A 13,821-nucleotide genomic window follows, 5' to 3' on the forward strand; every position below is an offset into this window, starting at 1 on the left:
CACCCATTTTGCTGCTCTTCGTCAATCGAAGCCAAAGCTAGCTTTCCCATGTTCGACGAACCCGGTCACGAGCAATCTGGCCCGTGGGAGTGCCCCTACTGCGGGATGAGGCTCAACGCGCCGCTTATCCTCTGTCCCCAATGCGGCGCGAATCAATTGGCGGCTGCATCACGCCTTGCCGCTACGGGCGACGGCGCGCCCGACGAACGCGCGGGCGGCGTCGCCGACAACGTGCTCACGAACCCAGGCGGCCCGCCGGGCAATGCCGGGGGCAAACGTGTCTACGACGGCGACTACCCTTCGATCGACGAGGAAACCATCACGCGCCGCCCGCGCCGGCCACTTTACGCATGGGTGGGTCTCGGCGCGCTCGCGATCGCGCTCACCGCCTATGCGGTCCTTCGCAGCGATTGGGAACCGAAGCTCGGCGCCCAGGTGGTCGAGGGCTCCGTGACCGGCGCGAAGGACAAACTCGCGTTGCCGGCGGCCCGCTCGCGCGGCGCGCACGTCATGGCCGCGCTCCCGCGAGCCGGCACGACCCGCGCGAACATGGCGCAGCCGGGCGTCGCGCTACAGAAGGCGCCTGCCTTCAAACTCGCGCCCGCCGCGCCGAGCTATGCGAACGCCCATTCCGACGCCGCCCGAAACCTGGCCAGTGCGCGCGCCAGTCTCGACAGGAATAACCTGTGGCCCGCTCGAAGGGCGATCACGAGCGCGCTGGCCGCGGAGCCCGGCAACACCGACGCGCAACAAATCGAGGCCGACCTCGTCGCGCGCGAGCAGGAGCGCGACATGCTGATCGGCCTCGCACGGCAATGCGAGCACCTGCGGCAGTGGGCCTGCGTGAGGCAGGACGCGGGGCACGCGGTGAACGTGGACACCTCGAGCCGAGAAGCGAGACGCCTGCTCATGCTCGCGGACGCCGGGCACGAATCGGGCGGGGGCAAGCGCCATGGCCGGTACTGGCCAAGGGAGAGCCAGTACGCGCAGGCAGGCGACACACATTCTCACCAGGGGCCTCTGTTCTGGCATCACTGATCGTTGCCCGTCGCGGCACTCGGGCCGCGACGCGAGCGAAGCGTCCCCGCGTTTTTCGTCAGTAAACGCCATTTGGGCCTTCGCCTTTCGCGCGAAGGCAGCGCGGCGCTGCTCGCTCATTGCCAGGACCCCGCGCCATCGGCTGCCGCAGTCGCCACGGTGGCCCGGCGGCGCCTCTCGCGCTACTATCGCGACGTTCCCGAAACCGCAGCCCTTCCCCCACCTGCTCACCCATGAATTCTGAAATGTCGTCAGTCCACGCGTCTCGCGTTGGCCGCGTCGTCGAAGTACTCGTCGTGTTCCTCAAGCTCGGCATGACGAGCTTCGGTGGCCCGATCGCGCACATCGGCTACTTTCGCCGCGAATTCGTCGAGCGCCGCCGCTGGCTGGACGACAAGGCCTTCACCGATCTGGTCGGCCTTTGTCAATTTCTGCCCGGGCCCGCCAGCAGCCAGACGGGCTTCTCGATCGGCTGGCTGCGTGCGGGCTGGGCCGGAGGACTGGCGGCTTGGTGCGGCTTCACGTTGCCATCCGTGCTCCTGATGCTGGCCTTTGCGGTCATTGCCCCGAACCTCGCGGGACCGGCCGGCGCGGGCGTCATTCACGGGCTCAAGCTCGTGGCCGTGGCCGTGGTCGCTCAAGCGGTGTGGGACATGGCGCGCCGTCTGTGCCCCGACCGTCGGCGCGCGGCGATCGCGCTTGCCGCGCTCGCGCTCCTGAGCGTTTTGACGACGGCTTTCGCCCAGCTCATCGTGATCGCCGCCGGGGCGCTGCTCGGTCTCGCGCTGTGCCGCGCGAACACCAGCGAGACCGCGCCCGCAGCGATGCCCTACGCCGCGCAATTCCCCGTGTCCCGCGCGGCCGGCGTCGCGGCGCTGATCGCATTCTGCGTGCTGCTGGCCGGGCTTCCAGTCTCCGGTGCGAGCGTCGCAGCGCAGGGCGTGCGCGTATTCGAGGCGTTCTACCGGTCCGGCGCGCTGGTGTTCGGTGGCGGACACGTGGTGCTGCCCTTGCTGCAGCGGGAAACGGTCGCCACCGGCTGGGTCGCGCCCGGTGATTTTCTTGCCGGATACGGCGCGGCGCAGGCGGTGCCCGGGCCGCTCTTCACGTTCGCGGCCTTTCTTGGCTGGGTGATGACCGAACCGCCCCGGCACTGGAGCGGCGCGCTGCTCGCCACCGCGGGCATCTTTCTGCCGGGGCTTCTGCTCGTCATCGCCGCATTGCCGTGGTGGCAGGCACTACGCGCGCGCCCGGCCATGGCTTCGGCGCTTGCGGGCATCAATGCAGCCGTGGTCGGGCTGCTGGCCGCGGCGCTGTACTCGCCCGTGTCGACGAGCGCGGTCCAGTCTTCGGCCGACTTCGCCATCGCCGTCATCGGCTTCGTCTCGTTGACGCGTTGGCGAATGCCGCCGCTGGTCGTCGTCGCGTTCTGCATCGCGGCGGGAATCGCGCAGAAAGAAATCGCCCCGCTCGTCCACACCGTCTTCTGAGATACCTCGCAACGCGAGCATCAGATCGCCACTGCAGCGGATATCGATAAAAGTCCGCCATGTGGCGAACCCACGCATCGAGTGGCGCGCCTTGCGTGGCGTTCGGGCGAGCGTCAGGTAACCGGGCGCGTACTCGCACTCGATTGCGTACCGCTCGATCGCGTGCGCCTGCGGCAAGCTAAGGGCTCCGAAATTCGCGCGCAATTCATCGAGCGCGCATCGCGCGTGCCCACGCTTTCTCCTTGGTCCCGCAAGTAACCTTGACGCATTCCTTCCCGTGATGCCACTTGCGTCGCAAGTCTTTCCGGATAAATCATCTGATTCGGTAATGTCGACTCTCGCCTATTTAGTAGACCGGCAATTCTCTCGTGGCAGAAATATCAATCAGGAGCACGTTCCGAGCTACTCATGACTTCATGGGTCATTACCCTTGACCTTGAGACATCGGCTACTTACGATCAACGTGCATTCGCATGTTTTTTCATCGATGAGATCGATCGATCCTAAGCCCCGTTTGTCCGCATCAGGGGAACTTTCATGTCCTACCGCCGCTGGTCGTCTCCTGCCGAGACTGCAGAATGGATCATCCTCGTCGGCGCGGCTTTCGCGGTGCTGGGTGGATGGATTCCCTGGATGGGCCACGCGCCTTATTACTTCGTTGCGGGCATTGCGCTGATCGGCGCTGGCATTCTCATGCTGTGGAACCGCGCAGCGGGGCTAGCGTGGTATTTCGGCGTGTTCGCCGCCGCCCTCTTCTGGTCCATCTCCAAGGTCGGACTGGATGGCTGGAGTCTTTTGTCGCGACTCTTCGTGCTCGCCTTGCTCGGTATCGGAATAAGCATCGTCACGGCCACCAGCAATCCGACAGTCGGCCGCCCGCTGCGCCTCGCGGCAACCCTCACCGCAATCACGTACGTAGTCGCGATTCTTGGCATGCTCGGGTCCGCCATTTTCTGAAGAAGACCGGCAATTGTGTCCGCTCGCATCGCAGCATGTAGATTCCTCACTTGCACCACAGCTCCATGTCAGATTTCCCGTAATGGATCATTCAAAAGATCTATCGAGTGGCAACACGTACTGAAAGTAAACGCACTCGGGCAATTGTGCGGTGCGTTTTACCGCAAGCCCATATTCCTCTTACCACCCATCTACCACTCACTAGTCGTTCGCCGCCAATTTCAAGCACCGGAATTACTTTTGTGCGCTGCACGGCTTTTTTTGGATAGATGATATGGGTATGCCTCCGATAGATATACGCCTCTCTTTCGGAGTACACATTGATAAGGGAAATACGTACGAATTCGATACCTCGCCGAATCGGACTACCGGGAAAACACAATGCGAAACTCACCGACCGAGACCGTCTTCCTTCCCGAAATTGCCGCCCGGGAGAACACGGCAAGTATTCGTCATGAAATCCGGGTATGCAGGTCGCTCACCGACTTGCAGGAACTGCGCCCCTCCTGGGAAGCGCTCTGCGCGGCGGGCCCTGCGTCGCTCGAGTTCACCTATTGCGAAATCGCGGCGGCCAGAGCATCGGCCAGGGGTGCGACAGTCGTTATCGCGCTGGTTTACGAAGGAGGCACGCTCGTCGCGCTGTGGCCGCTGTGCATCGCGCGCGAAGGCGCATGCCGGGTTGCACGTGCGCTAGGCTGCGGGAGCAATGAGGAATACGGCGGCCCGCTCGTGGCCAATCGCGACGATAGGCGCTTCTATGACGCCGCCGTGGATGCGCTGCGCAGCGTCGACGCCGACGTGCTGGAAATACGGTTCGTCGAGTGCAACAGCCCACTCCACGCGGCGCTCTCGCGCGCGTCCCAGTCGTGGATTCTGCGGGCCCTTCCGGAGCGCTGGCGTCTGCTGTCCGGTTACTCCATGCAGCTGTCGCGCTTCCCGAGCTTCGATGCTTTCATCACCACGAGGCCCGACTCGCTACGCCGCCCCTTGCGGCGTCTCGCACGGCGGCTTTCGGAGGATGGCGCGGTCGAGTACGGCTGGTGTCACGACGCCAGCGATGCCCGTGCGGTACTGAGCTGGCTCTTCGAGAACAAGCGCAACTGGGTGCTCTCGCGCGGACTCGACGCCCCCTATCTGATGAATGACGATGTGCGCGACTTCTTCGTCGAACTCGCCGAGCGGACAGATCTCGCTACGACTCCATTGGTCTCATTCGTCAAACTCGACGGCGCTCCCATCGCAGCAGCCGTCAATCTGGTCGGGCCGCGCAAACTGGAGTATTTCATCACCACTTATGACGAGGCCTATGCCGCGCGTTCCGTCGGCAACCTGCTCGTCGACAGCATGGCTCGGTGGGCGCAGGCGAACGGCCGTGATTTCGATTTCCGGCCATATTTCTCGCCCTACAAGGAGCGTTGGTCGAATCACAAGAGCTGGTACCAATCGCATCTCGTCATACTCACATGGCGGGGCAGGCTCGCTGAGCTGCCCGTTGCCGCGGAGCAGTTTGGGCGCGTATTTCGAAGGGTGCGCCAGTCTGCCATCGACCCGCTGCGCGCGAAGCTGCGCGCGCTTACCGCAGCGCGATGATCACGGAATGCGCCCGTGCGGTAACGCGCACGGGCGCGTGTGCGCGGCGCGCGGTCAGGCTGGGAGATCGCCCTTGCCGTGGGGCTCGGCGTCCGGATCCACGTCGGGAACCTTCTTGTCATGCTCGGCTTCGTACGGTCCCTGCTCGGGATGGTCCGGGCCCTTGGGAACCAGCGTGCTGTCCATGTTGCCATGCGGCTTCTGTTCGACGGTGCCATCCGGCCGCACATCGACATCGCCGTCGCGCTGAGCTTTCCTGCGGGCGCCAGCGCGTTCGACAGGGTCGGCGGCGTCCTCTTTGGTTCGATCGTTCATGGCTGGCTCCATGCATTGATTAGTATTCCTGTGTTCGCACGGCCCGTGCCACTGGCTGGTCAACCGCATAGCGGCGTATGGACATGGCGCGTCAAATAGTTCCAATGCGACGGCCGCGCCGCGGCGCTGAACCCGCGCGGCGCACGGCGCGGGTTCTCGCGCGGAAGCGTGCCGCCGGGCCGCCCCGCGAGCGCCTCGAATTCCATCATGTCGTGGCTGCAGAAAATGCGTACGTCCTTGTCTTCGCGGCGCAGCTCGCGCAAGCGCGCCTGGTTGGCGAGGCGCGCGCGACGGTCTTTCTCGAGCAGCCATTGATAGAACCGCAGGCCCGGCGTGCAGTGTGGCGTCGCAGCCATTTCATCGTGATAGAAGTAGGCGTCGGCGGCGTCGAGCAGCCAGCCATCGGACCCTTCGACGGCAATTCCCGCGTGACCGAACGTATGCCCGCGCAGCGGCACGAGCAGGATCGATGGCGGCAGCCCGTCGAGTTCACGCACGTGTTCGAAGCCGCGCCAGCGTTCGCCGTCGTCGGACGGATAGGTCTGCCAAAGCTGTGCGGATAGCCATTGTTGCGGTCGAAAACGTTGGCGATCGAGCCAGGTTCGCTGCGCGTGCGCGTACGTCGATTCGACATGGAACATGTGCACGGTCGCTTGCGGAAAATCCGACAAGCCGCCGGCATGGTCGAAATCCAGGTGACTGAGCACGATGTGGCGCACATCGCGCGGATCGTACCCGAGCCGCTCAATTTGGCGAATCGCGGTCATTTCTTCGCGAAAGTCCGGGCTGACCAGCGCCAGAAAAAAGCGGCTGAGTCGCGAGCGCGGATGGCGCACGTCTTCGAGACCGAAGCCGGTGTCCACCAGAACGAGTCCCTGCTCGGTCTCGATCAGCAAACAGTGGCAACAAAGCTCGCCTCGCGTGGCCACGGACGACGTGTGTCCGTCCATGAGCCGCCCGCCGAGTGGGCAAGTCGAAACGCAATTCAAGTGGTGTATGACCATCGCGGGTTCCTCCTCCATGCATGATCACCGCACTTTGTGCGCCTGCGCTTCAGGCCTCGCCCGACGGCGTTCGCGGCGTGGCGAGGAGATTGGGCATCGTCGGCATTTCCGGCACCGTGTAGCGGCATGCAATGGCACCGCAAATGCGATCGCGCGTGGCGGCGGCGTCAGCGCCTTGCCGCCGCGCTTCGAGCGCGGCCTGGGCAACACGTTCGAGGTCGCGGTCGCCGATCACCTCGCCGAACCAGCGCGCGTAATCGCCTCGCTGGAGATGCCAGTCCCACGTTTCATCGTCCACGCCCTGCGCCAGTTCCACGAACAGCGTGAGGTTGTGGGCGCGCAGGTTGAGCGCGCCATCCGGCCCGCGAAACCAGAAGCTGCGCTCCGGAATCAGCATGCCTTGGGCGTATTTGCGCACATGGCGTCGATGCGACTGACGTGCGCGCGCCGGGACGAACGGCACGGCGGCATGGCGATGCCCGCCGCCCGGGCGCCAGAGCACCATGGTTCCCTGAGCGGGCTCAGCCGCAAGCGTGGGCGCTTCGATGCCCCTGCATCTTGCGAACGCGGCCAGCGCCTCGCCCGCCTGGGCGCCCGCCGCCACCACGGTGTCCACGGTGCCCAGCAGCGTGCCGGGCAGCGCCTCGGCGCGCGGGGCCACGTAAAGCGTGCTCAGTCCCGCAGGTGCCGCAGGCATCCTCACGCCCGCCGCGTCGGGCACGAACAGATGCTGCGCTTCTTCGAAGACGATCCAGTGCGGCCTGCCCGTGCGCGCGTACAGCGCATGTAACGAGGCACTGATCTGTGCGCAAAAGCCCGGCCGATCGGCAAAAGGCAGCGCCATGAGATTGAGCGACACGCTCAGCGACGGATGCGCGAGCACGCTTTCGAGCGCCTCCGGCGACGGCGCGGCGCGCGCGTCGCCCAGACTGATCGCCCCCTGCAGTTCGTCGTGATCGCCCTCTGGATCGATCACGCAGAACTGGTAGCCCTGAGCCGTGAGCTGTTCGAGCACGGCGCGCGTGAAGAAGGACTTGCCCGACGACGACGCCCCCACGATCAGCATCGACTGAGCCGGCGGCTCGAGCAAGAGGTCGGCGGCTTCGCCGCCGGTGCGCTCGGGTTCCGTCGTTTCGTTGGTGCCTGCGCGCTCCCCGAGCCGCAACGGACACTTGTTCGTCATACGCGCGGCAAGGTCGCTTTGCACGAGTTCGTCCACGAGTGCGGCGACGCCTGCGCCGTTCGCGACCTCGAGCGTGAAGTCGGCGCGCTCCGACAGCCGCGGCGCCGCGTTGGCGACGGCCACGCCAAGCTCGGCGGCGGCGAGCAGCGGATGATCGTTCTGCGCATCGCCCACCGCCACGGCGTTGCGTGCCGAGAGGCCCAGGTCGTCGAGCGCAGCCATCAGTCCGCTCGCCTTGTTCACGCCCGGCGCGACGACCATCACCGCGTCGCCGTTGAAGACGATGTGCTGGTCCAGGCCCATTTCCCGAATCGTTTCCAGCACGATGCGCTCATACGGGTGCATCGTCGCGATCAACGTCTTGCCCACGCCCAGATGCAGGACGCCGCGTGCGCGCAGCGCCTCGGCAAAGCCCGCCGGCGGCGGGGGCGCGAGCGTGTGCAACTCGCCGGTATCGGGCCGGTAAAGCAGGCCGCCATTCTCGGCGACGATCCGGCTGAACAACTCGGGGTGGGCGCAGATGGCGAGCAGATCGTCGAGCTCGCGCCCTGTCACGAGCACGAGTTCGCGCCCCGAGCGGCGCAGCCTCGTGAGCGCCTCCCACGCCTCGGCGCTGACCGCGCCATTCGTTGCAAGCGTGTTGTCGTAGTCGGTAGCGAGGACTGAGAAGCGCATCCGTCTCTCCTGTTTCTCACGATGCTCGCGAGGCGTGGCGCACACGCATTAATGACGATGCGGTTTCCTCTATGGGATATCCCGCGGCCCGGTTCAGCTTGGCAAGTCCCATGATTGCTGTGGCCGCACCGATGCGCTTTTTCAGCACGGCTCAATCCCGAAGCACACGCGCGAAAACGAGCGGCTGGCCAAGAAGAAATGGGGCGATTGCTGCCTCGGGCGATGGAAGCGCAAACGTTGTGCCGGACCGCACGCGCGATTGCGTACGGAACAGGTCCATTACGGACACGGAGGCGGCGGAGGCGTTCAGGGCGTTCGAGCCTAACCGGTCAACGAAGCCGCAATCGCCTTCCTGAACGGCATCAGACGTGACGCCGCGCGCAACATGAAATCGCGCGCCAGTCGCGCGGGCATGGTGTTGTTCGTGTAGATGTCGGTGATGAACCGAGTGGCGAGAAAGAGCGGCTTCGTCGCGTGGCGGTGCTGGATTTCGTATCGCTGCAATACGGGGGCGGCGCCGATGTCGAAGCCGTTCCTGTGCGCCTCGATAATTCGGTTTCCTAATGTTTCCACGCCAAGCAGCCCGAAATTGAACCCATGCGCGGTCACGGGGTGCATGCCGACAGCCGCGTCGCCCACGGCGGCAAAGCGTTTCCCGACGAAACGATCCGCATAAACCGAAACGAGCGGATAAACGTGCCGGGTGCTGGCCAGCTTCATCGCCCCTAGCCGCCGCATGAAGCGATCTTCGATTTGTCCGGCGAATGCGTCGGGCGCGAGCGCCGCGATCTCGTTCACTTCGCCTACGGGCAGCGTGAGCACGACCGACGACTGATGTGCGTGGCTCGCCCGATCCGCGTTCAAGGGAAGCAGGGCGAGCGTCTGACCATAGCCGAACCATTCCCACGCGGTGTGCGCGTGCGGCGCTTCATGCGTCATGCGGCAAACCAGCATGGCCTTGCCGAAATCGTGCATGCAGGCCGCAATGCCCATCATCTTGCGCGTGGACGAGAAGCGGCTGTCTGCCGCGACGATGAGTCTCGCCGAAAGCGTCTCGCCGCTTTCCAGTGTCACGCTCGCCAGCTCGTCACCGGCTTTCACGCTGCTGACCTTTTGCGCCGCCAGCAGCGTCACGTCGCCGTGCCGCGCGGTGCTTTCCCGCAATGCCTCGTAGGCCGCCTTGCGGATCAGGTGATTGGAAACGAGCCAGCCCAGTTCCGCATGGCCGCTCAGCTCATGCCCGATCTCCAGCGCACCCGTGGAAGGCCCATTGAACACTTTGGCGCTGCAAAGCGGGGCGCGCGCGTGCGGGTCGATGAGATCCCAGAGTCCGAACGTGCGCATCAAGCGGACGGATTTCTGTGTCAGCGCGATTTCGCGCCCATCGAACGGCGGCTCGCTGATGTCGGCAAGGCGCTGCTGTTCGACCAGCACGGTCTTCAGGCCAGAGCCGCTGAGCGCGCGAGAGAGACACAACCCCACCGGCCCTGCGCCCACGATGACGATATCTGCTTTCATAAGTCAACGCTCCGGCCAGGCGTCAAGCGGCTTGATGAGGAACTGCTTGCGCGATGCCGCACTCGAGCAGCGATTCGACCATGAGCGAGTCCATCGTCTTCACGTGCCACGCGAACCATTCGCGCAGCTCGTTCACCAGTTGCCGTCCTGTGTCGAAGCGTCCCTCCTCGACGATCTGTCTGCGCACCTCGCCGACCACGTTCAGGACATGCCGGTGTTGCCCCGCATGGCAATGGCGCGGGCCGAAGTTCATGGTCTCCATCCACGCTTCTTCCTGCGCGAAGTGCTGCTTCGTATGAGCCGCCCAGGCGTCGAGCGCGGCGACCAGGGCTTCGTTCGGCGCGGACGCCGCGGCGTCGAGCAGCGCCACGAACCCGGCATGCATCGTATCGGTCATGGGCTCCCCCAGTTGCAGTTCGGGGGAGAGCGTTGGCGAGCGGTGCGACGCGGATAAAGTCATGAGGAAAATGCGAAGCGCGCCTGAAAGGCGCATGCGGACAAAATTCCAGGATAGCGGGACGCCTCCCTTTGCGCGCTGATTTTTGGCAAACGACCGGTGATCGGTGGTGAGACAGTTGGTCGCCCCTTACGCAAGGCGCGTTCTGCCCGCTCGAACGCATGGGCAGGGAAAAAGCGCGTCAAGCGAGCAGACGAAAGGAAACGTCGAAAGATGCGAGAACGAGATGCCGGGATTCAAGAGTCGCGCGCGAGGCGCGGCTCAGACCATTTCGGCGAGATTGACGAGGGCGCGATCGCCGTCGGATTGTGCTTCGTTTTCGGCGTTGAAAGTCTTCTCGCTGTAAGCGATGACCTTGAATCCGCCGCCAGCGGACCGCTCGATGGTGATACCCCAGTGCCAGCCGCCTTCCTGCTCGAATACGTGCAGCCGCGGACCAGATGGCCGGCTCGGCGATTGCAATATGTTCATGTGAAGCCTCCCGTGGTGGGAATATCGTCTCCGACGATTGCCTGGATGAGAATCAGTCTAAGAACGAACTTGCTGCGACGCAATGCGGATTAACGTGGACGTGAGAACCCTGAGGCTTGCGCATGTTTTCAAGCGGTTAAAGCGCTTCAAGCGCTTCAAGCATTACGCCTGCTACCATTCGCCTTTAAAATTGCCCGCCGCCATGCTTGCGCTCAAGCTCACGCTCGTTCCGCTTTTCCTGTTGATCGTTTCGATGTCGGGCAAATGGTGGGGGCCTGCCGTTGCAGGATGGCTCGCAGGCCTGCCCGTCGTTGCGGGTCCGATTCTCTTCCTGCTCGTGCTCGCCCACGGCAGCGCCTTCGGCGCGCACGCCGCGCTCCTCTCGCTCTCGGCCATCCTCGCTTCGGAGGCCTATAACTTCGCCTATGCGTGGACATGCCGCGCACATGCCTGGCCCACCGCGCTCGCGGCCGGCCTTGCCGCGTGGTTCGTCAGCGCATTCGGCCTCGCGCATCTTCCGGTAACGCCCGCGGCATCCGCTTTCGTTGCGCTCGCCGCGGTGTGCCTCGGCCAATCGTTCCTCCCGCGCAGCACGGCTGTTGCAGCAGGCGCGCCGCTCACGCGCGCCGACCTGCTCGGGCGGATGGGCGCCGGCGCCGCACTCACCCTTGTGGTGACGTCGACTTCGGGCCGTGTCGGTGCTTCGTGGAGCGGGCTGCTCGCCGTGTTCCCACTGCTGGGCACGATTCTTTGCGTGTCGTCGCAGCGCGCGCACGGCGCCGATTTCGTCGTCTCGCTCGTGCGCGGCATGGTGCTCGGGCGTTTCTCTTTCGCCGCGTTCTGCCTTTCCCTCGCGTTCTCGTTGCCCGTGCAGCGCGCGTCGCTAGCGTTTGCGGAAGCCGCCGCGCTCGCCATGCTCGCGCAATGGCTCACGAAGCAGCTGGCCATGAAAAAGCCCGCTCATATTGCGCAGCAAAGCGCCGTAGACGCCGATTGATGACAAGCGAAGCCGCGTGCAGCGCGTGGCTACCCTCTCGATCGCGTGCGCAACGCCGCCAGCACCGCGCGCGCACCCGATTGCCTTCACCCCCGAAAGCTTGCAACGCAACCGTACCGGCCGCGCCGCGTTACGCCCCTTTTTGAATCAGAAAATCTTATCGATTCCTTCAGTTTATTGAGTTTCCCTTAATCGTGCGCTTGCGGCAAAGTGACGCTCATACGTCAGGAGCCTCTCCTTGAACCAACGCATCGATCCCTCGCTACTTGCCGCGCCCGACCTCTCGTACGCCACGCTTCACTCGGGCATTGCCCTGCCGTTTCTCGAACGCGGCGAAGGCGAGCCGGTGCTGTTCGTCCACGGCTCGCTTTGCGACTATCGTTACTGGATGCCGCAGCTGAACGGCCTTTCGGAGCATTTCCGCTGCATCGCACCGAGCCTGAGCCACTACTGGCCGGCTGCCGACGCCTGCATCCAGGGCGACTTCGGCTGGGAGAGCCACGTCACCGAGCTGGCCGATTTCATTGCCGCGCTGGGCCTCGAATCGGTGCACCTCGTCGGTCATTCGCGCGGCGGCTGCGTGGCCTGGCATCTCGCCCGGCGCTATCCGCGCCTCGTGCGCTCGCTGGTGCTCGCGGACCCGGGCGGCCCGCTCTCGCGCGTGGACGACGACGAGGCCGCGCTGCCTCCCGCGACCAATACGCTGCGCACGCGCGCCGCCGACCTCATCCACAGCGGCGAAGTCGAAGCGGGTCTCGAGTTGTTCGTGGACTCCGTGAGCGTGCCGGGCGCCTGGAAAAAAAGCTCAGCGGGTTTTCGCCAGATGGCCATCGCCAACGCGACGACGCTGCCCAAGCAGCTGCAGGATCCGCTGCCGCCTTACGCGCCGCGCGCCGCCGGCGAGATCAAGTGCCGCACGCTGCTCATCGACGGTCAGCGCAGCCCGCTCATGTTCCGCAACAACGTCGAAGCGCTGGAACAATGGATCGCGTTTGCCCGGCGCGTCACGATCAAGGGCGCCACGCACGGCATGAACGGCACGCACCCCGATCTCTTCAACACCCACGTGCACACCTTCATCACGCAAGGCTGAGGCGTCGCCGTCGGGCCTTTGCACGACGACGCGGCGCATGCGCGCCGTGCATGCCGGTATTCGCGTTCTTGCTGCGGAATTGGGCGCGCAGCGTACTCATGCCACGTGTGCCACGCGCAACGCCACCGGCATGCGCTTCAGACGATTGCGAACGCCGTGATTTCCTCGATCGTCGCAGGATCGGGCAAGCGTCCTCTTGAAGCGATTCGTCGGCAACGAGAGCACGAGCCGCGACGCTCAGTCGAGCGACATGCCGAGTTCGGCTGCCATGCGTGCGACGAGCGTCTGCAAGCGGGCGACTTCATCGGCGAGACGCTGCTGCTCCGCGCGCACCGCCTCGAAATCCGCGAGCGAGACGCTCTCGCCGGATTCATCGCGCGCGCCAGGCGCGGCTGCCCCTGCCCCCGCGAAACTGGCCGCGCTCACCTCGCCACACAGCAGATGCATCCAGCGGCTCTCGCGCTCGCCCGGCGCGCGCGGCAGCTTCACGACGAGCGGCGGTTCGCGCTCCGCCAGCTCCTCGAGGAAGCCCTCGACCGACGACACATCGGCGAATCCATGCAGGCGCGACGAGTTCAGGCGCAGTTCGGCGGCCGTCTGCGCGCCGCGCAACAACAGCACGGTGAGGAGCGCCACGGCCTGGCTCGGCACGCCGAGCACGCGGTTCAGGTTGTGTTCGAAGCGCGGCACGCGGCTGCTGCTGCCTTCGAACACGAGGCTCAACAGCTTGAGGTCTTCGATCGCGGCCAGCACCTCGGCTTCGCTCACGTTCATGACGGGGGTGCGCGCCGTCTTCTGGTTGCAGCCGAGCGTGAGCGCGTTGAGCGACAGCGGATAGGTGTCCGGCACGGTGTGCTGCTTTTCGACCAGCACGCCGACGATACGCGCCTCGATCGGCGAGAGTGCGCGCAACGCGCGCGGCGAGGAGGCTTCGGCAGGAGAATTCATGGGCGGATCGGGCTCGCTGAAAAACAGATGGGAATCAGGCGTTCGATCATACGCGCGCCGCGCTTCCCGCAGAAGTCGGGCGCCG

General features: G+C 65.0%; 13 protein-coding genes. 6 read left to right on the top strand and 7 right to left on the bottom strand.

The features are described 5' to 3' along the window. Positions 1–156 precede the first annotated feature (156 nt). From BMI01S_RS38195 to BMI01S_RS24945, 4 genes are all read left to right on the top strand, one after another. Entirely contained in the window at positions 157–1,038 is an 882-nt protein-coding gene (locus BMI01S_RS38195) for a hypothetical protein (RefSeq protein WP_154671341.1), read from the top strand. 233 nt (positions 1,039–1,271) lie between these two features. Beyond that, positions 1,272–2,528, top strand: a complete 1,257-nt coding sequence (gene chrA, locus BMI01S_RS24935; RefSeq protein WP_028231846.1) for a chromate efflux transporter — start codon at positions 1,272–1,274, stop codon at positions 2,526–2,528. A 537-nt stretch (positions 2,529–3,065) separates the two neighbouring features. Further along, on the top strand, positions 3,066–3,485 hold the full coding sequence (locus BMI01S_RS38200) for a hypothetical protein (protein ID WP_051391071.1): 420 nt from the start codon (positions 3,066–3,068) through the stop codon (positions 3,483–3,485). Between the two features lie 381 nt (positions 3,486–3,866). Then, entirely contained in the window at positions 3,867–5,075 is a 1,209-nt protein-coding gene (locus BMI01S_RS24945; RefSeq protein ID WP_081716162.1) for a GNAT family N-acetyltransferase, read from the top strand. A gap of 54 nt (positions 5,076–5,129) precedes the next feature. On the opposite strand, the gene BMI01S_RS24950 is transcribed toward BMI01S_RS24945, so the two are convergent. The 6 genes from BMI01S_RS24950 to BMI01S_RS24975 form a co-directional block, all read right to left on the bottom strand. Further along, on the bottom strand, positions 5,130–5,390 hold the full coding sequence (locus BMI01S_RS24950; protein WP_028231845.1) for a hypothetical protein: 261 nt from the start codon (positions 5,388–5,390) through the stop codon (positions 5,130–5,132). Positions 5,391–5,449: 59 nt separating this feature from the next. After that, a complete protein-coding gene (locus BMI01S_RS24955; protein WP_042290910.1) occupies positions 5,450–6,394 on the bottom strand; it encodes an MBL fold metallo-hydrolase in 945 nt (314 codons plus the stop codon). Between the two features lie 49 nt (positions 6,395–6,443). Further along, complete coding sequence (locus BMI01S_RS24960; protein ID WP_036045801.1) at positions 6,444–8,252, bottom strand: HAD family hydrolase; 1,809 nt, start codon at positions 8,250–8,252, stop codon at positions 6,444–6,446. A gap of 321 nt (positions 8,253–8,573) precedes the next feature. Further along, positions 8,574–9,770 carry a 5-demethoxyubiquinol-8 5-hydroxylase UbiM gene (gene ubiM, locus BMI01S_RS24965; protein WP_028231844.1) on the bottom strand — a complete coding sequence of 399 codons (1,197 nt, stop codon included), beginning with the start codon at positions 9,768–9,770 and terminating at the stop codon, positions 8,574–8,576. Between the two features lie 22 nt (positions 9,771–9,792). Further along, positions 9,793–10,230 carry a hemerythrin domain-containing protein gene (locus tag BMI01S_RS24970; RefSeq protein ID WP_036045812.1) on the bottom strand — a complete coding sequence of 146 codons (438 nt, stop codon included), beginning with the start codon at positions 10,228–10,230 and terminating at the stop codon, positions 9,793–9,795. Positions 10,231–10,488: 258 nt separating this feature from the next. Beyond that, complete coding sequence (locus tag BMI01S_RS24975) at positions 10,489–10,698, bottom strand: hypothetical protein (RefSeq protein WP_036045798.1); 210 nt, start codon at positions 10,696–10,698, stop codon at positions 10,489–10,491. 202 nt (positions 10,699–10,900) lie between these two features. Between BMI01S_RS24975 and BMI01S_RS24980 the strand changes: the two genes are divergently transcribed. Both BMI01S_RS24980 and BMI01S_RS24985 read left to right on the top strand, forming a co-directional pair. Further along, positions 10,901–11,695 carry a hypothetical protein gene (locus tag BMI01S_RS24980; protein WP_028231842.1) on the top strand — a complete coding sequence of 265 codons (795 nt, stop codon included), beginning with the start codon at positions 10,901–10,903 and terminating at the stop codon, positions 11,693–11,695. Between the two features lie 238 nt (positions 11,696–11,933). After that, positions 11,934–12,788, top strand: coding sequence for an alpha/beta fold hydrolase (locus BMI01S_RS24985; protein ID WP_028213874.1), 855 nt, complete (start codon positions 11,934–11,936; stop codon positions 12,786–12,788). Positions 12,789–13,025: 237 nt separating this feature from the next. Here BMI01S_RS24985 and BMI01S_RS24990 read toward each other — a convergent pair whose 3' ends face one another. Further along, positions 13,026–13,736, bottom strand: coding sequence for a YceH family protein (locus tag BMI01S_RS24990; RefSeq protein WP_028213873.1), 711 nt, complete (start codon positions 13,734–13,736; stop codon positions 13,026–13,028). Positions 13,737–13,821: the final 85 nt, after the last annotated feature.

This window comes from Paraburkholderia mimosarum LMG 23256 = NBRC 106338 (genome assembly GCF_000739815.1).
Lineage (GTDB): Bacteria > Pseudomonadota > Gammaproteobacteria > Burkholderiales > Burkholderiaceae > Paraburkholderia > Paraburkholderia mimosarum.